Source organism: Mycolicibacterium xanthum, assembly GCF_019710635.1.
GTDB classification, from domain to species: Bacteria; Actinomycetota; Actinomycetes; order Mycobacteriales; family Mycobacteriaceae; genus Mycobacterium; species Mycobacterium xanthum.
In genome coordinates, this window is sequence record NZ_JAIFZS010000037.1 from 47,941 (window position 1) to 70,162 (window position 22,222).

Annotated in this window: 23 protein-coding genes; 5 read left to right on the forward strand and 18 right to left on the reverse strand. The window is 67.5% G+C overall.

What is annotated here, in order from left to right; all coding sequences use genetic code 11:
• Positions 1–6: 6 nt before the first annotated feature.
• The 9 genes from JDV09_RS14520 to JDV09_RS14560 form a co-directional block, all read right to left on the reverse strand.
• Positions 7–825 (reverse strand): alpha/beta fold hydrolase, encoded by an 819-nt coding sequence (locus JDV09_RS14520; RefSeq protein WP_221369842.1) that lies wholly within the window; start codon positions 823–825, stop codon positions 7–9.
• Complete coding sequence (locus JDV09_RS14525; RefSeq protein ID WP_372452921.1) at positions 822–1,421, reverse strand: NADPH-dependent FMN reductase; 600 nt, start codon at positions 1,419–1,421, stop codon at positions 822–824. Before JDV09_RS14525 ends, JDV09_RS14520 begins: the two co-directional genes overlap by 4 nt.
• The gene (locus tag JDV09_RS14530; RefSeq protein ID WP_372452927.1) at positions 1,422–2,408 is read right to left on the reverse strand and encodes a cyclase family protein; all 987 of its coding nucleotides are present in this window, start codon (positions 2,406–2,408) and stop codon (positions 1,422–1,424) included.
• Positions 2,409–2,425: 17 nt separating this feature from the next.
• Positions 2,426–3,265, reverse strand: a complete 840-nt coding sequence (locus JDV09_RS14535; protein ID WP_221369845.1) for a coniferyl-alcohol dehydrogenase — start codon at positions 3,263–3,265, stop codon at positions 2,426–2,428.
• A gap of 2 nt (positions 3,266–3,267) precedes the next feature.
• Entirely contained in the window at positions 3,268–4,602 is a 1,335-nt protein-coding gene (locus JDV09_RS14540; RefSeq protein ID WP_221369846.1) for an LLM class flavin-dependent oxidoreductase, read from the reverse strand.
• A gap of 6 nt (positions 4,603–4,608) precedes the next feature.
• Positions 4,609–6,330, reverse strand: coding sequence for an FAD-binding protein (locus tag JDV09_RS14545; protein WP_255605392.1), 1,722 nt, complete (start codon positions 6,328–6,330; stop codon positions 4,609–4,611).
• 68 nt (positions 6,331–6,398) lie between these two features.
• Positions 6,399–7,319 (reverse strand): 3-carboxyethylcatechol 2,3-dioxygenase, encoded by a 921-nt coding sequence (locus tag JDV09_RS14550; protein WP_255605375.1) that lies wholly within the window; start codon positions 7,317–7,319, stop codon positions 6,399–6,401.
• On the reverse strand, positions 7,267–8,973 hold the full coding sequence (locus JDV09_RS14555; RefSeq protein WP_308124136.1) for a bifunctional 3-(3-hydroxy-phenyl)propionate/3-hydroxycinnamic acid hydroxylase: 1,707 nt from the start codon (positions 8,971–8,973) through the stop codon (positions 7,267–7,269). The genes JDV09_RS14550 and JDV09_RS14555 overlap by 53 nt, the downstream gene beginning before the upstream one ends.
• A gap of 2 nt (positions 8,974–8,975) precedes the next feature.
• Positions 8,976–9,842, reverse strand: coding sequence for an alpha/beta fold hydrolase (locus JDV09_RS14560; RefSeq protein ID WP_221369850.1), 867 nt, complete (start codon positions 9,840–9,842; stop codon positions 8,976–8,978).
• Between the two features lie 137 nt (positions 9,843–9,979).
• On the opposite strand from JDV09_RS14560, the gene JDV09_RS14565 reads away from it, so the two are divergent.
• On the forward strand, positions 9,980–10,720 hold the full coding sequence (locus tag JDV09_RS14565; protein ID WP_255605376.1) for an IclR family transcriptional regulator: 741 nt from the start codon (positions 9,980–9,982) through the stop codon (positions 10,718–10,720).
• A 50-nt stretch (positions 10,721–10,770) separates the two neighbouring features.
• Positions 10,771–12,381: an FAD-dependent oxidoreductase gene (locus JDV09_RS14570; RefSeq protein ID WP_221369851.1), complete on the forward strand. Its 1,611-nt coding sequence runs from the start codon at positions 10,771–10,773 to the stop codon at positions 12,379–12,381.
• A gap of 9 nt (positions 12,382–12,390) precedes the next feature.
• Here the strand turns inward: JDV09_RS14570 and JDV09_RS14575 are convergent, their stop codons facing one another.
• From JDV09_RS14575 to JDV09_RS14590, 4 genes are read right to left on the reverse strand one after another with little or no spacing between them, the layout of a single operon-like run.
• On the reverse strand, positions 12,391–12,687 hold the full coding sequence (locus JDV09_RS14575; RefSeq protein WP_221369852.1) for a cytochrome C oxidase subunit IV family protein: 297 nt from the start codon (positions 12,685–12,687) through the stop codon (positions 12,391–12,393).
• Entirely contained in the window at positions 12,687–13,277 is a 591-nt protein-coding gene (locus JDV09_RS14580; RefSeq protein ID WP_221369853.1) for a cytochrome c oxidase subunit 3, read from the reverse strand. Before JDV09_RS14580 ends, JDV09_RS14575 begins: the two co-directional genes overlap by 1 nt.
• A complete protein-coding gene (locus tag JDV09_RS14585) occupies positions 13,274–14,086 on the reverse strand; it encodes a hypothetical protein (protein ID WP_221369923.1) in 813 nt (270 codons plus the stop codon). The genes JDV09_RS14580 and JDV09_RS14585 overlap by 4 nt, the downstream gene beginning before the upstream one ends.
• A 2-nt stretch (positions 14,087–14,088) precedes the next feature.
• On the reverse strand, positions 14,089–14,796 hold the full coding sequence (locus JDV09_RS14590) for a hypothetical protein (RefSeq protein ID WP_221369854.1): 708 nt from the start codon (positions 14,794–14,796) through the stop codon (positions 14,089–14,091).
• Positions 14,797–14,892: 96 nt separating this feature from the next.
• Between JDV09_RS14590 and JDV09_RS14595 the strand changes: the two genes are divergently transcribed.
• Complete coding sequence (locus JDV09_RS14595; protein ID WP_221369855.1) at positions 14,893–15,522, forward strand: TetR/AcrR family transcriptional regulator; 630 nt, start codon at positions 14,893–14,895, stop codon at positions 15,520–15,522.
• Here JDV09_RS14595 and JDV09_RS14600 read toward each other — a convergent pair.
• Positions 15,480–16,352, reverse strand: coding sequence for an ArgK/MeaB family GTPase (locus tag JDV09_RS14600; protein ID WP_221369856.1), 873 nt, complete (start codon positions 16,350–16,352; stop codon positions 15,480–15,482). The two genes, JDV09_RS14595 and JDV09_RS14600, sit on opposite strands and share 43 nt — an antisense overlap.
• A 106-nt stretch (positions 16,353–16,458) precedes the next feature.
• Here JDV09_RS14600 and JDV09_RS14605 point away from each other — a divergent pair, with 106 nt between their 5' ends.
• Together JDV09_RS14605 and JDV09_RS14610 are read left to right on the forward strand one after the other, a co-directional pair.
• Complete coding sequence (locus tag JDV09_RS14605) at positions 16,459–17,223, forward strand: SDR family NAD(P)-dependent oxidoreductase (protein ID WP_221369857.1); 765 nt, start codon at positions 16,459–16,461, stop codon at positions 17,221–17,223.
• A complete protein-coding gene (locus JDV09_RS14610) occupies positions 17,220–17,966 on the forward strand; it encodes an SDR family oxidoreductase (protein WP_221369858.1) in 747 nt (248 codons plus the stop codon). Before JDV09_RS14605 ends, JDV09_RS14610 begins: the two co-directional genes overlap by 4 nt.
• 148 nt (positions 17,967–18,114) lie before the next feature.
• On the opposite strand, the gene JDV09_RS14615 is transcribed toward JDV09_RS14610, so the two are convergent.
• From JDV09_RS14615 to JDV09_RS14630, 4 genes are read right to left on the reverse strand one after another with little or no spacing between them, the layout of a single operon-like run.
• Entirely contained in the window at positions 18,115–18,879 is a 765-nt protein-coding gene (locus JDV09_RS14615; RefSeq protein ID WP_221369859.1) for an enoyl-CoA hydratase/isomerase family protein, read from the reverse strand.
• Between the two features lie 2 nt (positions 18,880–18,881).
• The gene (locus JDV09_RS14620; protein WP_221369860.1) at positions 18,882–19,979 is read right to left on the reverse strand and encodes an acyl-CoA dehydrogenase family protein; all 1,098 of its coding nucleotides are present in this window, start codon (positions 19,977–19,979) and stop codon (positions 18,882–18,884) included.
• The gene (locus JDV09_RS14625; RefSeq protein WP_221369861.1) at positions 19,966–20,781 is read right to left on the reverse strand and encodes an acyl-CoA dehydrogenase family protein; all 816 of its coding nucleotides are present in this window, start codon (positions 20,779–20,781) and stop codon (positions 19,966–19,968) included. The genes JDV09_RS14620 and JDV09_RS14625 overlap by 14 nt, the downstream gene beginning before the upstream one ends.
• A complete protein-coding gene (locus tag JDV09_RS14630; RefSeq protein WP_221369862.1) occupies positions 20,766–22,163 on the reverse strand; it encodes a class I adenylate-forming enzyme family protein in 1,398 nt (465 codons plus the stop codon). Before JDV09_RS14630 ends, JDV09_RS14625 begins: the two co-directional genes overlap by 16 nt.
• Positions 22,164–22,222: the final 59 nt, after the last annotated feature.

The window sequence follows — 22,222 nt, forward strand, 5'->3', positions numbered from 1 at the left end:
TCGGCGTCATACCGATGCCAGGAATTCCAGCAGTAAGGCGTTCACGGCCTCGGGCTGCTCGATCTGAGGGCAGTGCCCGGCCGCGGCGATCACCGCGGACCGGCCTCCGGAAATCTGTCCGGCAATCTCCTCGGCCCATCCCGGCGGCAGTAGTTTGTCGCCGCCGCCCTCCACCACCAGCGTCGGCACGGTGATGCGGTGGTATGCGCGGGTGGCGCTCGGCGTGGACGGCGCCTCCAGGCCGGGCCGGCGGAATCTCGCCGCCGCCAACGACTCCCACGCTCCCGGAGCGATGCTGGACTCATAGCGCCGGGTCACGTATTCCTCGTCCTTGGGATAGGACGGATCGAGGAACAGCGCCGCGACGATCCGCCTCATCCCCTCGAAGGTGGCGTCGTAGTCATAGAGCGCACCGACGTGCTCGTTGCGCTGGATCTCCCCGCCGCCGCAGATGGCCACCAGGCTGCGCACCGGCAGCACCGGCGCCTCCGAGGTGGTGTCGACCAGCAGGTTGATCGCGCCCATCGAGTTACCGATGAAGTGGGCCGACTCGACGCCCAGCACCTCGCAGAAACGTGCGATGTGCCGTATCCGCATGCCACGACCGTCGGTGAAGTCGACCACCTTGGCAGATCCACCGAAACCCAGCATGTCCGGGGCGAGCACACGGTAGCGCTGGGCGAGCGCGTCGATCGTGTGCTCCCAGCCGATGCGGGCGTTGGCGCCGAACTCGCCGCCGTGCAACAACACGACGGGATCACCCTGACCCGCCTCCAGAAAGCTGGTGAGCAGCCCATCGACCAGCACGCTGTGCTGATCGGTCATGCTGTCGCCTTCCTGCTCCCGGCGAACGCCAGCAGCTGGGTGGCCAGCAGGTCGAGCTGGTTGCCGGCGGCCGCGGCCTGCGGGGTGTCGGCGAGCTCGCCCGAGGCGTCCCAGATCTTGTCGGCCGAGTTGATCGCCACCCCGAGCGGGGTCGGCCAGGCGCGCAGTGCGTGCCCGATACCGCGCAGTTGGGTGAGCGTTCCCACCGCTGCCTGCCAGCCGAACGCGCAGCTGATGCATCCCCAGGGGGTGTTGTCGAGGTAGACGCGCGGATCCTCGCGAAGATCCTCGATGTAGTCCAGGGCGTTCTTGACCAGTCCGGAGACCGCACCGTGGTAGCCGGGCGAGCCGACCACCACCGCGTCCGCGTCGCGCAACGCGTTGACCAGCTCCAACGCACGCGGCGTGCGTTCCAGCTCGTGTGGCGCATACATCGGCAGGTCGAGGTCCTCGGCGCTGAACAGCCGCGTTCGCCCACCCTGGCGTTCCACCGACGACAGGCAGTAGCGCAACGCGCGCTCGGTCGACGAGCCGGCACGCAGCGTTCCACCGAGGCCGACGATGAACGGTCGATCGATATCGGTCACTTCATCCACTCACTTGATCGCAATCGGACTGACAGGGGCGCCGACCGCGCCGACGACCTTCAAAGGTGTTGCGACCAACTGGAATTCGTACACGCCGTCGGCCGCGCAATCGGCAGCCAGCGGACCGAGATCCCAGTACTCACCGAGCATGATGCCCATGTCGCGCAGGCACAGCATGTGCATCGGCAGGAAGGTGCCCTCGACACCGTTGGCCGGGTCCGGGTCCTCCACCATCAGGTTGTCGGCGGCGACGGCGGCGGCCTCGTGCTCGTGCAGCCACCGCGCGCAGGTCCAGTGCAGACCGGAGCCGGCCTCGGCGCCGTCGCCGGTGGACAGGAACCGCGTCCACCACCCGGTGTGCACGACGACGATGTCACCGGAACGGATCTCGACGCCCTGCTTGGCGACGATCTCGTCGAGTTCGTCCGGCGTGATGGGCGATCCGGGTTCGCAGAACACGTCGGCGCCCCGGTGCGCCACCACATCGAGCAGCACACCACGCGAGGTGATGCCCTTGGCGTCCACCTTCTCGATCCCGAGGTGGAACGCCCCGAAGCTGGTCACCGAATCCGCCGGGAAACCGTTGTAGAGCTTGTCCTCGTAGTAGACGTGCGACAGCGCGTCCCACTGCGTGGCGGCCTGCAGTGGCATGACAATGATGTCGTCGTTGAACCGGAACGGGTTGTCGGCGAAAAAGGCGCTCATGTCGGCGGCCACCGCGTTGCGCAGCCACTGCGGGCCGTAATCGACGAGAGTGGACGCGTCACCGCCGTCGACGGTCATCACATGTACCGGGTTCTGCCGGAACTTGAACGCCCCCTGCGGCCCGCCCGCGGAGAAGTCGCCGCCCAGCGAGATGACCTTGCCCTGCTTCACCGTCGCCGCCGCCTCGGCGACCTTGTCCGGGGTGATGAAGTTCAGGGCGCCGATCTCGTCGGCGTCCCCCCACCGCCCCCAGTTGCGGACCTGGTCCGCCATGGCGCGGAAGTCACTCATGCTGCTGGTCGCCATCGTCAACTCCCTTGTGACACTTCGGCATTGTGGATTGATGAGATGAAACGCTGGGCGAGGATCCCGCCGTCGGTCCACACCACCTGCCCGGTGATGTAGCCGGCCGCCCGGCCGCCGAGGAACACCAGCACCGCGGCCTGTTCCGCGGCGTCCGAGACGCGCCCCAGCGGTGCGGTGAACGAGTCGAGGAACTGCTGGCCGTACGCCGAGCGCAGCTGATCGAGGATCGGGGTCTCGGTCACCCCCGGTGCGGTGCAGTTGATCCGGATGCCCCGCGCGCCCAGGTCGACCGCGCGGCGCATTCCGTAGAGGATGATCGCCTCCTTGGACAACCGGTAACCACCGTCGGCGAGCGCGTCGGGGTTCTCCGCACACCACTGCAGGCCTTCGGCGACCGACCCGGTCTCAACCAGGCCGATCGAGGTGGCGGCATTCTCGCGGTAGGCCGAGGCGGCCAGCGAGGACACGTTGGTGATCGCGGCTCCCGCGGGCATCCGCGTGCTCAGCGCCTCGGTGAACTGGCGCATGCCCAGAAAGTTGATCCGTACCACCAACAGCGGGTCGCCGATGCCCGAGGACACCCCGGCGACGTTGAACAACGCGTCGACCTCGCCGTCCACCGCCGCTGCCGCGGCGGCGACGGATTCGGGATCGGACAGGTCGATGGGGATGAATTTGTCGGGCACGCCGGGTGTCTGCGCCGGCGGGCGCAGATCCAGGCCGGTCACCCGGGCACCGAGAAGACCGAGCTGGTGCGCCACCTGCGCCCCGATACCGGAGGCGCAGCCGGTCACGACAACATGCCTGCCGTCGTAGCGCACCAGCTCGTCGAGTGCCGTCACGGTCAGCTCGCGGCTTCCCGCGCGGCCTTTTCTTCCTTTTCCCTGGCTTCTTTTTCGGCTTGGGCGGCCTTCACGCGGCCCTCGTTGATCTCGGCCATCGCCTCGGGGATCTCGCCTGCGGTGAACTTGCCACCCCGACCGGTCGGCAGCCCGCCGAACGCGTAGGTCTCGTCGAACAGCGGGGCATCCGACGGCTGGCGGCGCGCCTCGACCTTCTCGATGATCGGCTCGAGCCGCTTCGCCTTGTCCGCCACGGCTTTGGCATCGCGCTCGATGAACTCGGGCAGGATCTCCTTGCCCATGATCTCGATCGACTCCATCGTGCCCTCGTGGCTGCGCGGATTGAGCAGCAGGATGATCTCGTCCACGCCGCTGGCCTCATAGCCACGCAGGAACTCCCGCACCGTCTCGGGGGAGCCGATGGCGCCGCGGCCCGGCCCGTAGGCCAGTGTCGGATCTTCCTTGACGGCCTCCTGGTAGCGCTCCCACACCTTGGTACGGCCGGGCGTGTGCATGCCGGTCAGGTAGTAGTGCATGATGCCGAACGAGAAGAACCCGCCGCCGATGCCGAGCCGCTTGAGCGCCTCGTCGTCGGACTTGGCCACCATCATCGACAGGTCACCGCCGATGGCGAGGATGTTCGGGTTGATCGCCGGTGTGACGGGCGCGCCCTTCTCCTCGAATTCCTTGTAGTAGCCGTCGACTCGTTCCTTGAGCGCTTCCGGCCCCGTGTACGCGAAGCTCAGCGCACCGATGGCCTTCTGCGCAGCCATCTGCACCGAGGACGGGCGGGTGCACGCCACCCACACCGGCGGGTGCGGCGACTGCAGCGGCTTGGGGATCACGTTGCGGGCCGGCATCTCGATGTGCTCACCCTTGAAGCCGCTGAACGGCGTCTCCGTCATGCACCGGATGGAGACCTCGAGCGCCTCCTCCCACTGCGCCCTCTTGTCGGCGGGGTCGACGCCGAATCCGCCCAACTCGGCCACCGAGGAACCCTCACCCGTGCCGTACTCCACCCGGCCACTGGACAGATGGTCCAGGGTGGCGATCCGTTCGGCGATACGGGCCGGCGGGTTGATCGCCGGCAACAGGTGCATGACGCCGAAGCCCAGCCGGATGTTCTTGGTGCGCTGGCTGGCGGCGGCCAGGAACATCTCCGGCGCCGTGGAATGGCAGTACTCCTCGAGGAAGTGGTGCTCGGTCAGCCACACGGTGGAGAACCCGGCCTTGTCGGCGAGTTCGACCTCGTCGAGGCCGTGCTGGAACAGCTGGTGTTCGTCGTCCTCCGACCAGGGCCGGGGCAGCGGGAACTCGTAGAACAGCGAAATTTTCATACTTGGTTACCTCCTTGAGGTTCTGGGAAATTCGGTGGCTGGTGGGGCTGGGTCAGGCGGAGACGGCAACCCGGCCATGTGCTGTGCGGCCACATAGCCGAACGTCATGGCCGGGCCGATGGTGGCTCCGGCGCCGGCATAGCTGCGGCCCATCACGGCCGCGGATGCGTTGCCGACGGCATAGAGTCCGGCGACGACGGTGTCGTCGGCACGGAGCACCCGGGCATGCTCGTCGGTCCGCAGACCACCCGAAGTCCCGAGATCGCCCAGGATGACCTGGAACGCGTAGTACGGCGGCTTACCCAACGGGTGCAGGTTGGGGTTGGGTAGCGTCTGGTCGCCGTAGTAGTTGTCATAGGCACTGTCACCGCGGTTGAAGTCGTCGTCGTGACCCTTGGCCGCCAGTGCGTTGAAACGCTGTGCGGTCTCGCGCAGCGCCGCAGCCGGTACCCCGATCTCGCAGGCCAGCTCCTCCCAGGTCGAACCCTGTTTGACCACACCGGAATCCAGCCAGGCCTGCGGCACCTTGCGCCCGGTCGGCACCGGCGCGAACGGGACCTTGGGGATCGGCAGATGACCGCCCACCACGTAGCGGTGGAACGACCGGATGTCGGTGATCAGCCAGCACGGGATGTGCGTCACCCCCGAGCGCTGCCCGTCGATCATCGCGTGCGCGAAGTCCATGTACGGCGCCGCTTCGTTGATGAAGCGCCTACCGGCACCGTTGACGACGAACTGGGCAGGCATCATCCGTTCGTTGAGCATGAACTGCAGCCGCCCGTCGGGCCAGCAGATCGCCGGGAACCACCAGGCCTCGTCGAGCAGCTCGGTGGCGCCGCCGACCTTCTCCCCCGCGCGGATGCCTTCGCCCATTGCCGCAGGATTGCCGAAACTCCAGTCCTTTGCCTCGCCGGGCATCTCGCGAACGCGGCCGAGCTCGGGCAGGTGCTCCATCCGCCACTGCATGTCATGGTCGAAGCCGCCGCTGGCCAGCACCACGCCACGGCGCGCCCGAATGCGCCGGGTCGAGCCATCACGCTCGATCACTGCGCCGATCACCGCGCCGTCGACGTCGGTGATCAGCTCGGTCATCGGGGCGTTGAGCCACAGCGGGATGTCCTGCTGCTTCATCGCCAGCCGAAGCCGCGCAGCCAACGACTGCCCGATCGCGGCCATCCGGTCCCCGAACACGTGTGCCCGGAACATCCGCCAGATCAGTTTCAGCAACACCGCTTTGCCCCGCCACGACTGACGGACCTGGTAGAACAGCCGAAGATCCTTGGGCGCAAACCAGATTCCGCGCGGCGCCAGGGCCAGCGGCGCCAACAGGTTCTGCTCCTCGTCGCCGAGCTTCCGCAGGTCGATCTCGGGCACGTTGATCGTGCTGCCCAGCGCCGAGCCCCCCGGCAACTCGGGGTAGTAGTCGGCATAGCCGGGCTTCCACACGAACTCCAGCCACGGGCTGCGCTTCTCGAGGAACTCCATCATCTCCGGAGCGGCCTCGACATAGGTCCGCAGCCGCGCGTCGCTGACCAGTCCGCCGGTGATCTCCTTGAGGTAGGTGAAGACCTCGTCGGGATCCGGCACATAGCCTTCCCGGCGCTGCGATGGCGCACCGGGCACCCAGATACCGCCACCGGACAGCGCGGTGGAGCCACCGAAGCGCGGCGACTTCTCCACCACCACGGTTTCCAGGCCTGCGGCCTGTGCGGCGAGCGCGGCAGTCATCCCGCCGCCGCCGGAGCCGACCACCAGCACGTCGGTGACGTGGTCGAACGGCAGATCGGTTTCCGCGGTCACGATGCCGACACCGCCGTCCGGATGGCGAAACCCGCGATGAGGTCGGGTGCCGCGCGGTAGAAGTGGTTGTCGGTCCGGTAGCCGCCCTGCGCGGCCAGCGCCGCGAAAGCCGCCACCCACGTCCTCACCTCGTGGGCCGAGTTGCCGGCCTGCTCGGCGATCCACGCGTTGTCCCACGCATCCGTCTCGGAAAGCCGGTTGGTGTCGAGCAGGTCGAGGAACGCGTGATCCCAGTCGGGGTTCAGTGGCGCCAGCGACCCGTTGCCGGCCGCGAACTCGCGCGCCGCTTCCATCACGGCGGTCTGGCGGGCCTGGCGCTGTTCGGTGGTCATCGGCACACCGTGCACGATGCGGTCCAGGGCCGCGGGCGGCGCGGTGGCCAGGGTGGGCACCGGCGGGTCGTGGGACAGCCCGCCCGACCCGATGATCAACACCCGTTTTCCGAGCGTGCCCAGGTACCGGCCGACGGCGTCACCGAGCGCGCGCACCCGCCGCAGCGGCCCCAGCGGGGTGGCCACCGAGTTGATGAAGATCGGAATCACCGGCACCGATGCGGCGTCGCCGAACAGATTCTGCAACGGCTGCACCGTTCCGTGGTCGACGTCCATCGCCGCCGAAATCGCGATGTCGACGTCCGCATCCAGAACCGCTCGGACACAATCGGTGGCGAGTTCCGCCTGCACGTTCAGCGGGCCCTTGTAGGTGCCGTAGTCGCCGACCCCCTGGGCCGCGGTACCGATGCAGAACGGCGGCATCGCGCGGTAGAAGAACCCGTTGTAGTGGTCGGGCGAGAAGACAACGACGAGTTCGGGGTCGAACGCGGAGACGAACGCCCGGGCCGACGCAATGGCCGCCTCGATGTCGTCAAGCAGTTCCTGTGACGGTCCCGGAAGGTTCAGTAGCGGGCTGTGCGACATGCAGCACAGCGCCGTCTGGTTGTTGGTCGACATGAGAACCGGAGCCTCCTCCCTGGGTGAGATGCAGCACGGTGAACAGCTCGGCGGACACCTCGGGTGCACGCTGCGCGATGCAGGCCGCCGCGATGCACCGGTCCGGACGCACGAACAGCACCGAGTCGGTGTAGACGTCGAACCAGGACTTGAGGGCTCCGGTCCGGTCACCGACGACGGTGACGTCGGCATCGTCGTGACCGGGCCAGCGCAGCTGGGTGGTCGGACGCACTTCGATGAACTTCGCGCCCAATGCCTTCCACCGCTCGAAGGCCTGCGCCCCGAGGACCGCACGCAGGTTGTTGCTCCAGCACAGCACGGCGAACCCGGTACCCAGCACGTCGTCGAGAAGGACGTTCTGCGCGTCACGGGTGTCGACGCGGGGCTGGATGAACAGTGTCCCCGTCGGCGAGTTCGACGATTGGTCGATTCCCGGCTTGCCGTGGAAGACGGCGCCCTGCTGGTACCTCGGCATCGGTTTGAACCGCATCTCGAGCACATAGCGCTTGAGCGACGGCACCACCGACGCGTTGTGGATCACCCGGTCCCGCAACCACGCCACGCGCTTGTTGGTGGGCGAGATGACGCGACCGACCATGGTGGACAGATCGATCATCGCCCGGGCGTGCTTGCGCCGTTCGACGTCATAGCTGTCCAACAGGGATTCGCCGGCCCGGCCGGTCACCACCGCGGCCAACTTCCAGCCCAGGTTGCCCGCATCGCGGATGCCGCTGTTGTAACCCTGGCCCTGCCAGACCGGCATCAGATGAGCGGCATCGCCGGCCAGCATCAGCCGGCCCTTGCGGAACGACCCGGCGATGCGCGAATGATGGGTGTAGACCCGGTGCCGAATCATGTCGACGCGCTCGGGATGCGGAATCAACTTGGCGAGCATGCGCCGCACGAACTCCGGATCGTCGGCCTGCTCGTCGGTCTCGTCCGGGTGAATCATGAACTCGAACCGGCGGATGCCGTGCGCGATCGCGATCGACACATACGGCCGCTCCGGGTCCGCACCGACCTCGCTGTTCGGATGGCCGAGCGGATCGTTGGCGATGTCGACGACCAGCCAACGGGTCGAGGAGGTGGTGCCGTCGAAGGAAACCCCCATCAACCGGCGGGTGGCGCTGCGCCCGCCGTCGCAGCCGACGACATAGCGCGCCCGCACCGGCTCCTGCCCGTCCTCGAACTCGACGGTGACACCGTCGGCGGTCTCGACGCAGTTGGCCATTCGATGACCGAAGCGGACCTCGACGTGCCCGAAACGCTCCAGGCCGGCGAACAGTTCGGCATCCACCATCGGCTGTACGAAGCCGTTGCGCTTGGGCCAGCCGAATCGCGAGTCGGGCGGGGCCATCTCGGCCAGCAACCGGCGTTTGCCGTCGAAGAACCGCAGGATCTGGTTGGGCACCGTGTGCGGCAACACGCGCTCCACCAGACCGATCGACTGGAACGTGCGCAGCGACTCGTCATCCAGACCGACGCCACGCGGGTAGTCGATCAGCGTGTCGCGCTCGTCCACGACGAGCGTCCGAACTCCCTGCAGCCCAAGGATATTGGCCAGGGTCAGGCCGGATGGCCCGGCCCCCACGATGACGACGTCGGCACCGGGTGAATCCACACTCATCGCCTCCCCAGCAGGAAGTCCAGATGCAGCCGGTCGAACGTCTTGGGGTCCTCGTACTGCGGCCAGTGCCCGCAGCCTGGCATCACCTCGAAGCGCGCACCCGGGATCATCGACGCCATCCGGCGCCCCTCGGCGACATCGGCGGTCGGGTCGTCACTGGTCCACACCACCATCGTCGGCGCACTGATCGCGCCGTACTCCGCCGGGCCGAGCAGGTTGCGGGCCCGGATCTCCGGGTCCTGCAGCGCCATGATGTCGCGCATCGCGTCAGCGAAGCCGGGCTGGCGATACACCCGCTGGCGGCTGGCGACGATGTCGTCGTAGTCCTTGGTCTTGTCGGCCATCAGCCACTTGATGCGTGCCTGCACGGTCTCCCAGGTGGGGTTCTCGGCAGCGGCCATCGACAAGGTGATGATCCGCTTCATCACCTCGGGGTCGGCCTGCGACCCCCCTGCGGTGTTGAGCACCAGCCGGTCCACCCGTTCGGGCAGGTCCACGGCGAACCTGGCGGCCACCCAGCCCCCGAGTGACTCGCCGCTGATATATGCGCTGTGCGCACCGACCGCGTCCAGGAATGCGGCCAGATGTTCTACATAGTGCGGGATTTCGAGCAGATGGCCGGGCTTGTCGGTATATCCGTGGCCCAGCATGTCGATCGAGTAGGTCGAGAAGTGCTCGGCGTGCGACTCGAGGTTCCGGACATAGGCCTCGGCGTGGCCACCGGAGCCGTGCAGGAACACCAGAACAGGCTTGGCCGGGTCCCCGGCGTGCAGGTACCGGGTGCGCACCCCGCCTGCGTCGAGGTAGCCCTGCGAGAACGCGACCCCCTGCAGGTCGCTCCACACACTCTCGAATTCCGTCACCGCACCCTCTCCCGAGACGTTGACCGCAAGAATCGAATTCTCCTAATTTGTAAGCAGTCTGCTCATTTATCGCACATACATGTGCACTATAGTCAGAGCATCACCCTCTTGAGAGTGATATGTCAAGGAAGGCCCCTATGACTCGAGCGTCAGCCGAATCAGACCGCCAGCGCGGCCCGGGTGGCCCCGCCACGAACGTGGCGGGCAACGGCGCACCCGGATCCCAGACGCTGGCCCGCGGGCTCAGCGCCCTGCAGCTGGTCGCAAGCTCGCCGAACGGGTTGACGGTCGCCCAGGTCGCCGAAGACATCGGGGTGCACCGCACCATCGCCTACCGAATACTGACCACGCTTGCGCAGTTCCGATTCGTCGCCAAGGGTGAGGACGGGCGATACCGTTCGGCCGCGGCGCTGGCTGTGCTCGGCGCGTCGTTCGACAACAACGTCCGCCAACTGTGCGTACCCACGCTGCGCAGCCTGGCCGACGAACTCGGCACCACGGTGTCGCTGCTGGTGGCCGAGGGCGACCAGCAGGTCGCGGTCGCGGTGATGGTGCCGACGAACGTCTTCTACCAACTGTCCTTTCACGAAGGCAGCCGCTATCCACTGGATCGCGGATCGGCGGGGATCGCGCTGCTGGCGAGCATGCCGCCGCGCCCGGGTGAGCGCGACCTGGTTCCTCAGACGCGCCAGCAGGGATGGGTGATCACCCACGGCGAGATCGAACCCAACACCTACGGACTCGCGGTTCCGGTGCGTCGCAGGCCGCCGTCGCCGCCGACGTGCATCAACCTGATCTCACACCGGGAGGACATCGTCCTCGACGGCCGCGATTCGGTGATCGCGGCCGCCAACGAGCTCTCCACGATTCTGTCCTGAGGGATCACGGAGCACAACGCGACAACAACACCACGAGGAAGGAGATAGCGGTGACCGACTGGGACCACGACGTCGACGTCGTCGTACTGGGCAGCGGAGGTGCCGGACTGACCGCAGCACTTACCGCGGCGGTCAGCGGCGCCTCGGTGGAGGTATACGAGAAGGCCGACACGTTGGGCGGCACCACCGCGGTGTCGGGCGGGATCATGTGGATTCCCGCGCACAATCGCGGTGCCGGTGGCGAACTGACCATCGAAGACGCCATGGCCTATCTGCACGCACAGTCGCTGGGCTACATGGACGACGATCTGGTCGACACGTTCGTGCGCACCGGTGGACCGATGCTCGATTTCGTCGAGCAGCACAGCGACATCGAGTTCGAGGTGGCCGAAGGATTCCCCGACTACAAGCCGGAACTGCCCGGTGGCCTGCCCGGCGGCGGGCGCTCCCTGCATGCCAAACCCGTCAAGCTCTCCGAGCTGGGCGACTGGCGGGACCGGATAACGTCCTTTCCCGCCGACTTCAGCAACGTCGGTATCGACGCCGAGACCCGCGCGCGCATCCACGCGATCGACGACGACACCGGCGACTACTGCGTGGCCGGGACGGCGCTGATCGCCGGCCTGCTCAAGGCGCTGCTCGATGCGGGCGTGGTACCGCAGAACGATTCCCGCGCGGTCGAGCTCATCGCGGACCCGCTGGGAATCACCGGCGTTCGGATCGAGCAGGGCGGCAAGGACATCTACGTCCACGCCCGCCGCGGAGTGGTGTTGGGCACCGGCGGCTTCGAATGGGACGAACGGCTCGTCGAGGCCTACCTGCGCGGCCCGATGCGTGGCGCGGTGTCCCCTCCCAACAACACCGGGGACGGATTGCGCATGGCGATGGCGCACGGCGCAGACCTCGCGAACATGGGTGAAGCCTGGTGGGTGCCGATCGTGCAGATCCCGGGCGACACCTTCGAAGGACATCCACGCAGCCGCAGCGTGCGGCTCGAACGCACCCGTCCGCGCAGCATCATCGTCAACCGGTCGGGCAAGCGGTTCCTCAACGAGGCCGGCGAGTACAACTCGATGGCCGGTCCGTTCCACTTCCTCGACCCCAAGCTCGGCTACGCCAACGACCCGGCCTGGATCGTGTTCGACTCGATCCATCTCAAGCACTACGGGTTCCTCGGTGTCGATCCGGACGGACCGGTGCCGGACTGGTTCTGCCAATCCGCCGACCTCGCCGAACTCGGCGAGAAGACCGGCATCGACCCCGACGGCCTGGCCGCGACACTGGCGGCGTGGAACGCCAACGTCACCGAGGAACGGGATCCGGACTTCGGCCGTGGCGCGAGCGCATACGACGGCTACTGGGGCGACGCCAACGCCGCCACGCCGGCCGGCAAGACGCTGGGCCCCATCGACACCGCCCCGTACTACGCGGTGCCCGTGTTCATCGGGGCTATGGGCACCAAGGGCGGCCCACGCACCGACCGTGACGGCCGGGTCCTGCATGTCAACGGCACCGCGATCACCGGGTTGTTCGCCGCCGGCAACGCGATGGCCGGAGCCACCGGCAAGGCCTACGGCGGGGCGGGCGGCACGCTCGGTCCGGCATTGGTGTTCGGCTACCGCGCCGGCTACGCGGCTGCCACCGGCCACTCGGCGTCCTGAGGGCAACCCTCAGGTCGCGATGGCCGAGCCGACGACGTAGGTGCCGAGCAGCGAGGCGCCGATCAGGACGACCCATAAATCGGTGAGCCGGCACAGCAGCGCGGGCGCGCGCCGCACTTCCATGAACTCCCGGAAGATGATGCGCACCTTGACGAGTGCGATCACGATCGCACCGACGGTGACGGCGGTGCTCGCCTGGACGACCCCGTTGCGGTCGGCCATGTGATCGAGCAGGACATAGATCAGGGTCATCGCGGACAGGACCGCCCAGACGATGAGCAGCCTCTTGTTCGACAACACGCTCATCACCTCACGACGTAGAGCAGGGCGAAGATCAGGACCCACAGGAAATCAACTGTGTGCCAATAGGTCGCGCCCGTCTCGACGAGCTGCTGGGAGCGACGCTGCGGCCCGCGCAACTGGTAGACGACGACACCGAGCACGACGAATCCGATCAGCAGGTGCAGACAGTGGATCGCGGTCAGGAAGTAGTAGTGCTGGAAGAATTCGTTGGTGGTGAACGTGTTGCCCCGCCGGATCTCCAGCGTCCACTCGATCACCTTCGACACCAGGAACACGAGACCGAAGGAGATCGTCAGGTACGCGCTTGTCAACGCGGCGCGGTAGGCGCCCTGGCGGGCGGCCTGCACGACTCGGGCCATCGCCCACGAGCTCACGAGAAGCACGATGGTGTCGAACACACCGAAGCGGAGGTCCAGTTCGCCCTGCGACGCCAGGAACAGGTCGCGGTTCTGGGTGCGGGCGAAGAGGTACACGCAGAAGTATCCGGTGAACAGCAGAGACTCGAAGAAGACGAACACCCACATGTCCGGCTGTCCGGGAATGAACTTCGTACGGATGGCCACCGTTCGATCGGCGTCGGTGGTGTCGGTCATCGACCGCCTCCCGTCGGTTGCGCCAGTTGATCGGCCTTGGGCGGCAGGTCCGGTAGCGGGCCGGTGCCGAACTCCTCGCGTCCGATCAGCCTCCGCAGCAGGGTGATGAAAACGACTGTGTAGATACCGAAGACGATCACGTTGATCCACCAGGCGATAGCGCCGTTCCACGCGAACACGCCACGTTGGAAGATCCACGCCGGTGCGACGACCACCTCGGTGAGCGCATTGCAGAGATTCAGGTAGCCGAACCATTTCGGGAACACCCGGTTCTTGTCGATCAGTATCGCGAGCATCCACACCAGCGAGCCGACCAGGAAAACACCCATCGTTCCGCTGAAGGACAGGAACGCCAGATCGTAAAGCCACACGATCAGTTCGGGATCGCGGTCGGGGCGCAGCGCGGCAACGGTGATGGCGATGGCCATCACCAGCATGCCCGGTATGGCACTCAAGGCGTACATGATCATGTACGAGTAGGCGAAGACCCGGCTCACCGACATCCGCAACATCGAGTACGCGAGAAGGGCGTTCATCGGCCCGCACATTCCCGCGACGAGGAACACCACCGAGAAACCGGCAAGAATGCCGAAGTGGTGATCGTTGACCCAGTGCGCGATGGTCGCCGTGTCCCAGCCTGGACTCGGCGGCGGCTGAACACGGGTGACGACGAAGAACAACAGGCCGTAGAGGTTGTAGAAGACGACCATCACCGCCCACGCGAACCACAGCTCGCGCTTGGGACCGTGCCGCAGCTTCCACCAGAACCCCGCGCCGGGCGGCTCGACGGCGACGTGCTGCGCAGACATCGTCACGCCGCCACCCGGTGCTCGACTCGCTGCGCATGAATGACCCGGCCGACCACGGCGGCGGTGACCAGGATCCAGACGGCGATCGCGACGTTCTTGACCCAGAACGAGAGCAGGCCGTCCCACGCGAACGGCCCGCTCTTCGCCAGTGCGGTGAAGGCCGCCGGCATCAATGCGATGGCGATGAGAATGTTGAAGTGCGCGAACCACCTCGGTAGCACGGGCTTGGCCGGCTCATCCCAGTGGATCGCCAAGGCGACCAACAGACACTGGGCGATGAGGTACGGAACCAGGGTGGTGAACGAGACCCATGCCAGATCGTTGTACATCTGCGTGAGCTCCGGCGCCCGTTCCGGCCGGAAGGCGGCCAGCAGCCAGAAGATGTTGGCGATCAGGAAGATGGCGGGTGGCCCTCCGGCACAGGCGATCAGGCTGTAGGTCAGGATCGGCGTACGGTGGGCCATCCGGTGCACCTGGGTCGCCAACATCATCACGACGGGGATCAGGCCGACGCAGATCCAATTGAACAGGATCATGCTGTAGCGGATCCGTGCGGTCTCGTCGCGATAGAACGCGGCGACCTCGTCCGCCGACATGTTCGGCGACATCGGATGGACGAAGCCCGGAAACAGGAAGAACGCGGAGATCCAGATGACTGCCAGCACGGGCAGTGTCCAGAACAGGATCAACTCACCATCAGGTCGTCTCATCGTCGCGCCTCTTCGTCGAGCCGTGGTTGCCGATCGGCAACTTGGACGGTAGCCGATCGGCAACCAGGCGGTCAATCATCGGCTAGCGTGGCGGCTGTGACGAGGACCCAACCCAGGACCCAACCGAGGTTCAGCGCGATCCAGCGCACCGCGGCGCAGACCCGGGTCCTCGACGCGGCCCTGAAGCTGATCGCCGAACACGGTGTCAGCGGGACCTCGTTGCAGATGATCGCCGACGCGATGAACGTGACCAAGGCCGCGGTGTACCGCCAGTTCAGGACCAAGGAAGAGATCGTCATCGCGATCACCGAGCGGGAGATGGCCACGCTGGAGGATGCGGTGGAGGCCGCCGAGGCCGAAGGGCACCCGGTGCGGGCCCGCGAGGTTCTGCTGCAGCGGATGATCGACCAGGCCATCGAGCGTCGAGGGGTGGTCAGCGTGCTGCAGTTCGATCCGGTGATCATTCGGCTGCAGGCCGAACACGAACCCTTTCAGCGCTTCATCGAGCGACTCTACGCCGCGCTGCTCGGCACGGAAGCCGGGGTCGAAGCGCGCTTCCACGCGGCGATGCTGTCGAGCGCGATCAGCGTCGCGGTCATGCATCCGCTGGTCGCCGACCTCGACGCTGACACGCTGCGCTCGCAACTGAACGCGATGACCCGACGGATGCTGGATCTACCGGCTCAGGAGTCGGTGGGGACGACGAGCCGCTCGGCCGCCGTGTAGGGATCGTCGCGACCCTCTGCGACGGCTTCGGCCAACCGCCCGAGATCGGGGTGCTGGCGGAGCAGGCTCTGCGCCAGGGACAGGATCTGTGCGCGCGCCCGCGCGGCCCGTCGGGCGGGGTTGTCCGTGCGGTGATGGGCCTCGATCGCCGCCACCAGTTCGGCGATGCCGTCCCCTTGGGCGGCAACGAGTTTGAGGATCGGCGCGGCGGTTTCGGCGCGGAGGTCGCGCACGGTCTGGTCCGCGCCCTCGCGATCGGCCTTGTTCACCGCGACGATGTCGGCGACCTCCAAGAGCCCGGCCTTGGCGGCCTGGACGGCATCGCCGGCGCCCGGGTTGAGGATCACCACGGTTGGATCGGCCACCGCCGCGATCTCGATCTCGGACTGCCCCACGCCCACGGTCTCGAGGATGACCCGGTCATAGGACAGCGCCGAGAGCAGCCTGATCGCGGCGGGCACGGCGGCGGCCAGCCCGCCGAGGTGACCCCGGGTCGCCACCGACCGGATCAACACGTCGGGGTCGTTGATGTGGGCAGCCATCCGGATCCGGTCGCCGAGCAGCGCACCGCCGCTGTACGGCGAAGACGGGTCGACGGCCAGCACCGCCACCCGACTGCCCACAGCGCGGTAGGCGCCGACCAGCGCACCCACCGTCGTCGACTTCCCGGCACCGGGCGGACCGGTGATCCCGACCACGGCAGCCGGTGTCCCATCCCCCAACACCGCGAGCACCTCGTCGCGGCGCGGGCTCTCCACCATGCTCAACAGCCGACCGGTGGCGCGTACGGAGCCGCGGCCGGCTGCCGCGAAAAGCTCGTCGATGGTCACCTGACTCAGAGTACGCAGCCGATTTCCCTCAGTGCGAACGGTTCCTTCCCTTCATGAGAATGCTATTCTCCAAGATTGAGAGTGATCGTTTCAAGGAGGATTCACTATGCAGATCACCGGTAGTTCGGCTCTGGTCGTCGGCGGCGCGGGCGGGCTGGGCGAGGCCACCGTCCGCCGCCTGCACAACGCAGGCGCCAAGGTCGTCGTCGCCGACATGGCCGATGACAAGGGCAAGGCGCTCGAGTCCGAACTCGGGGTGCATTACGTACGGACCGACGCCACGTCCGAGGAGTCTGTCCAGGCGGCGATCGCCGAGGCCGAATCGCTTGCTCCGCTGCGTATCTCCGTCGACACCCACGGCGGCCCGGCCAGCGGCGGCCGGCTCGTCGGCAAGGACGGCTCGCCGCTGGACCTCGACGGGTTCAAGACGACCATCGAGTTCTACCTGACCGCGGTGTTCAACATCATGCGGCTGTCGGCTGCGGCGATCGCGAAGACCGAGCCGCTCGACGAGGGCGCCCGCGGGGTCATCATCAACACCGCATCGATCGCTGGTTACGAGGGGCAGATCGGCCAGCTGCCGTACGCGGCCGCCAAGGGCGGGGTGCTGGGCATGACCCTGGTCGCGGCGCGCGATCTGTCCCCACTCGGTATCCGCGTGGTCACGATCGCCCCCGGCACGATCAACACCCCGGCCTACGGCAAAGCCGCCGATCAGCTCGAGCAGTACTGGGCTCCGCAGGTGCCGTTCCCCAAGCGGATGGGCCGCTCGACGGAGTACGCACAACTCGCCCAGAGCATCATCGAGAACGACTACCTCAACGGCGAGATCATCCGCCTCGACGGGGCGCTGCGGTTCCCGCCGAGGTGAGTGGGCCGCTGGCGGGCAAAGTCGCCTTCGTCGCCGGGGCCAGCCGCGGGATCGGCGCGACCGTCGCGGCCGCCCTGGCCGGTGCCGGAGCGGCCGTCGCGGTGGCGGCACGCACCGAACAGCCGGGTAAGCTGCCCGGCACCATCGGATCCGTCGCCGCGGGCATCACCGCAGCCGGCGGGCGCGCGCTGCCGGTGAACTGCGACGTCACCAGCGAGGAGTCCGTCGAAACCGCCGTGGCCGCAACGGTCGAGGAGTTCGGCGGCATCGACATCCTGGTCGCCAATGCCGGGGTGATGTGGCTGGGCCCCATCGAGACCACGCCGCTCAAGCGCTGGAAGCTGTGTCTCGACGTCAACACCACGGGCGTCTTCCTGGTCACCAAGGCCGTGATCCCGCATGTTCGCGCCCGCGGCGGCGGCTCGTTGATCGCCGTGACGACCACCGGTGTCACGATGACCGACCAGGGCGCGAACGCCTACTGGGTGTCCAAGGCCGCAGCCGAGCGGCTGTATCTCGGGTTGGCCAGCGATCTGAAACCGGACAACATCGCGGTCAACTGCCTGAGCCCGTCGCGGGTGGTGCTGACCGAGGGCTGGCAGGCCGGCGGGGCCGGGATGCAGATCCCGCCCGAGATGGTCGAGCCGCCCGAGGCGATGGCCAACGCCGCGGTGTTTCTGGCCCAGCAGGACGCCAGCGGGATCACCGGCACCATTCAGCGCTCAGAGGACCTCAGCCTCTGACCGCCTCTGACCGCGAGCGCGCATAGGCACGCAGACACGCCGCCGGCGCCGGCAATCCACGCCCTTTCGTCGGCGGCGAGCGCGCACTTGCGTACGCGACACACCGCGCGCGGTCGCACAGACACGCGCGCCGAACGGCCGGAACGGCTCAGCCCTTGGCGATCAGGCCGTCGACGATCTTGTTGAAGTCCGCCGTGCCGAAGGACACGTACTCGGCCAGGTTCGCGTAGTCCAGCGAGGCCATCACCGACTTCTCCAACTGAAGGTTCATCAGCCGCTTGGTGGCCTCGACAGCCTGCTGCGGAAGCTCGAGGAGCTTCTTCGCGCACGCGATCGCCTCGGTGACCGGGTCGGCGACGACGTGGTTGGCCAACCCGAGCTCGACAGCGCGCGGGGCTTTGATCCGCACACCGGTCAGCGCGAACTCCTTGGCCTGCAACAGGCTGATCTGACTCCCCCACACCAGGGGCCCACCGTCGGCGGCGACCAGGCCGATGGAGACATGCGGATCGGCGAAGAACGCGTTCTCGGCGATGTAGACGATGTCGGACAGCGCGGCCAGGCTGCAGCCCAGGCCGACCGCCGGCCCGTTGACCGCGGCGACGACAGGGATCCGGCACCGCACCATGCCGATCACTATGTCGCGGCCGTGCTTGATCGTCTTCTGGCGCAGCGCTTCGTCATTGCGCAACTCGTTGAGGTAGTTGAAGTCACCGCCGGCCGAGAACGCCCGGCCCGCACCGGTGATCACGGCCGCTCGCGCGCCCGCATCCTCGCTGAGCGCATCCCAGATTCGGGCCAGGCCCACGTGCAGGTTGTCGTTGACCGCATTGAGGTCGTCCGGCCGGTTCAGGGTGATGATGCGCAGCGCACCATCGGCCTGGACGTCGATCTCATCGGGCATGTCGTACATGTCTAGCCTCCCAGTCCGAGGATGCGTTGGGCGATGATGTTCTTCTGGATCTGCGACGTTCCGCCCATGACGCTCTGTGACCGGCTGTACATGTAGGCGCCGAAGAGCTCCTCGTCGCCGGTGCCGACGGAAGCCAGCGCGGCGTGACCGACCGACTGCTCGACCCAGGTCATCAGCAGCTTGTCCAGGGAGCCCTGCGGACCGTGCTTGATACCGCCGAGCTGCTCGGACAGCCGCCGGCGCACGTGCAGACGCAACATCTCGGTCTGCACCCACGCCCACGCCAACTCCTGCGGCGGCGGACCGTCGACCCGGGAAGCCATCTGCCGCACCGTCTTCCCGTACCTGGCCGAGAAACCGAGGGTCGAGGGCTCGCGCTCATGGCTCACCACGGTCATCGCGAGCTTCCAACCATCCCCGGGAGCGCCGATCATGTTGGCCGCGGGCACCCGGGCGCCGTCGAACACCACCTGACCGAACTCCTTGGTCACTCCGCTGATCATCTTCAGCGGGAACTGCTCGATGCCGGGTTGATGCATGTTCACGATGAATGCCGAGATGCCCTTGTGCTTCGGCACATCCTTGTCGGTGCGTGCCAGCACCAGGCACCAGTCCGCTACATCGGAGTAGCTGGTCCAGATCTTGTGCCCGTTGATGACGTAAACATCGGGATCGTCGTCGCTCGGAGTGGCCGTCGTCGTCAACGACGCCAGATCAGATCCGGCGCCCGGCTCCGAGAAGCCCTGGCACCAGCGCTCGGTGCCGTTGATCATCCCGGGCAGGAAACGCTGGCGCAGTTCTTCGCTGCCGTGATGGCTCAAGCCGACGACGAGGTAACCGAGGCTGGGCCGCGCGGGCGCACCCGCCTTGGCGATCTCCTCGTCGACGATCACGTCGTAGACCGACGGCAGATCCTGGCCGCCATATTCCTTGGGCCACGAGGTCCCGAAGAACCCTGCTCCGTACAACGCCTGGTGCCATTCGCCCTGCTTGGCCCAGTACTCATCACCCGAGGTCGGGAACCGACCCTTCTGCTCGGTCAGCCAGCCGCGCAACCGTTCCCGGAATGCGGCCTCGTCTGGCGAATCACGAAAGTCCAATGGTCAGCTCCTCCAGCTTGACAGGCCAGGTTTCGGTGGCGGCGAGGACCCGCCGCAGATAGATGTGTGCCAGGCATTCCCAGGTGTTGCCGATGCCGCCGTGCACCTGGATCGACGTCTCGCACACCGTCATCGCCGCACGCGCACAGTAGATCTTGGCTACCCGGCCCGCCTCGATCGCTTCCTGCACGGGCAGTTCGTCGACCGCCCACGCGGCGTGCCGCGACACGCTGATCGAGCCCTCGATCAGCGCGAGGCTCTCGGCGAGCAGATGCCCGACCGCCTGGTAAGACCCGATCGCCGACCCGTATTGCTCACGGACCTTGGCGTACTCGGTGGCCAGCGCGTGGGTGCCCTGTGCCGCCCCGACGATGTCGGCGGTGCTGGCGGCCAGCGCGAGCGCATACCAGCGACCGGCCTCCTCCTCGGAGAGCTGCGCCAGCTCGGCGGGCGCCTCGACAACGCCGATCAGGCTTCCGGTGAGGTCGACCGATGCCGGTGCCGCATCACTCCTCTGAACCTGCCCGCCGAGGCGGCGGGCCAGGTCGTCGGCGAGCACCGGCCCCAGGTAGGGCACGTCGACCAGGCCACGGGCGAACTCCCCAGCCACGATCGCCACCTCGACGCCGGACGCGCCGTCGGAGCGCAGGGTACGGAAACCCGTGGCGTCCACGGCCTTCTCCAGCCGCGCCAGCCGCGCCTGCTCACCGAGCTCGGCGACCGAACCCGGTCCCAGGTCGTCGGCGAGGTCCGCCGCGGCGGAACTCAGCAGCTGTTGTTCTTCGGTCAAACGGACGTCCACAGACGCTCCTTCAGCACTCGGCGGAGCACCTTGCCGGAGGGCAGGCGCGGGATCTCGGAAACGACTACCACCCGGCTCGGCCGCTTGTACGAGGCCAGCCGGTCGGCGACCAACTGGGCGAGTTCGTCGGTGTCCACCGGGACGGAAGCGGTCACCGCGGCGACGATGGCCTCCCCATCGGTGCCGGCGGGCACCCCGAACACCGCGCAGTCGTCTACGGCGGGGTGCCCGTGCAGCACCGCCTCCACCTCGGCGGGCGCCACCTGGAATCCGCGGACCTTGATCATCTCCTTGGCGCGGTCGGTGATGCGCAGCCAGCCGTCGGCGTCGAGGGTGCCGACGTCACCGGTGCGGTACCACCCGTCGGCGAACGCCCCGGCGGTGTACTCGTCGGGCAGGTACCCGGCCATCGCCGCATCGGAACGCACCTGGATCTCGCCCTCCGCGTCCGGCCCGACCGGTTCGCCGGTGTCGAGCGAGACGATCCGCACGCTCACCCCGGACACCGCGCGACCGACGGTGTCCAGCCGTGGGTGATCCAGGTCGTTGCACGAGATCACCGGTAGCTCGCTGGCGCCGTAGGCGGTCACCCAGCGCACCCCGGTGCGGGCGGTCACGGCCTCGGCGACGCTCTGGGTCACCGGCGTGGCGCACCACATGATGTAGCGCAGCGAGGACAGGTCGTGGTCCTCCAGCCGGGGATGCGCCGAGAGCGCCAACGCGATGGGCGCCACCGCCATCTCGACCGTGACGCGGTCCGATGCGATGTGGGCGAGCATCGAGTCGATGTCGAAGCGTCGGTGCAGCCGGATCCACGCGCCGGTGTCGAGCGCGGTGACGATGTTGAGCAGCCCCAGGATGTGCGACGGCGGGGTCATGATCTGCATGCGGTCTGCATCGGTCAGCCCCAGCGCGTCACGCCAGTGCCCCACCGCAGCGGCCAGCGAGGCATGCGTGTGCCGAACCGCCTTGGGCATACCGGTCGTTCCCGAGCTGAACACCAGCACCGCGTCATCGGCGGGATCCGGCCCTGCGAAGGTGTCTTGCGCCGGCGCCGGCGCCTCGTCGAGGTGCAGCATCGGCATCAGCCCGGCGAGCACCGGATGGTCGCCGACGGCATGGGTCGGAGCGGTCAGGGTCAGCGCGTGGTCGACCTCGGTCCTCTTCCAGGCCGGGCTCAGCAGCACCGCCGCCGCCCCCAGCGACCAGATCGCGCGGACGGCGACGACGAACTCGGGCCGGTTCGACGACATCAGCGCTACGCGCGAACCGCGGCGCACGCCGCGCCGCTGCAGCTCGGCTGCCATACCGGCGGCGAGTGCATCCAGGTCGGCCAGACTGAACTGGCGGTCCTCGAAGGCGAGCGCCATGCGGTCACTCACGTCGCGCGCGCCCCTTCCAGCTAGCGGTGATAACGATGGGCAGTGATTGCGAGAAGATT

What these genes read in the sequence shown, in the direction of transcription:
- JDV09_RS14580 (WP_221369853.1), bottom strand. Translation starts at nt 13,277, where the DNA reads ATGACCGACACCACCGACGCCGATCGAACGGTGGCCATCCGTACGAAG.
- JDV09_RS14575 (WP_221369852.1), bottom strand. Translation starts at nt 12,687, where the DNA reads ATGAGCGTGTTGTCGAACAAGAGGCTGCTCATCGTCTGGGCGGTCCTG.
- JDV09_RS14545 (WP_255605392.1), bottom strand. Translation starts at nt 6,330, where the DNA reads ATGACTGCCGCGCTCGCCGCACAGGCCGCAGGCCTGGAAACCGTGGTG.
- JDV09_RS14565 (WP_255605376.1), top strand. Translation starts at nt 9,980, where the DNA reads ATGACTCGAGCGTCAGCCGAATCAGACCGCCAGCGCGGCCCGGGTGGC.
- JDV09_RS14605 (WP_221369857.1), top strand. Translation starts at nt 16,459, where the DNA reads ATGCAGATCACCGGTAGTTCGGCTCTGGTCGTCGGCGGCGCGGGCGGG.
- JDV09_RS14585 (WP_221369923.1), bottom strand. Translation starts at nt 14,086, where the DNA reads ATGTCTGCGCAGCACGTCGCCGTCGAGCCGCCCGGCGCGGGGTTCTGG.
- JDV09_RS14540 (WP_221369846.1), bottom strand. Translation starts at nt 4,602, where the DNA reads ATGAAAATTTCGCTGTTCTACGAGTTCCCGCTGCCCCGGCCCTGGTCG.
- JDV09_RS14615 (WP_221369859.1), bottom strand. Translation starts at nt 18,879, where the DNA reads ATGTACGACATGCCCGATGAGATCGACGTCCAGGCCGATGGTGCGCTG.
- JDV09_RS14550 (WP_255605375.1), bottom strand. Translation starts at nt 7,319, where the DNA reads ATGTCGCACAGCCCGCTACTGAACCTTCCGGGACCGTCACAGGAACTG.
- JDV09_RS14520 (WP_221369842.1), bottom strand. Translation starts at nt 825, where the DNA reads ATGACCGATCAGCACAGCGTGCTGGTCGATGGGCTGCTCACCAGCTTT.
- JDV09_RS14590 (WP_221369854.1), bottom strand. Translation starts at nt 14,796, where the DNA reads ATGAGACGACCTGATGGTGAGTTGATCCTGTTCTGGACACTGCCCGTG.
- JDV09_RS14530 (WP_372452927.1), bottom strand. Translation starts at nt 2,408, where the DNA reads ATGAGTGACTTCCGCGCCATGGCGGACCAGGTCCGCAACTGGGGGCGG.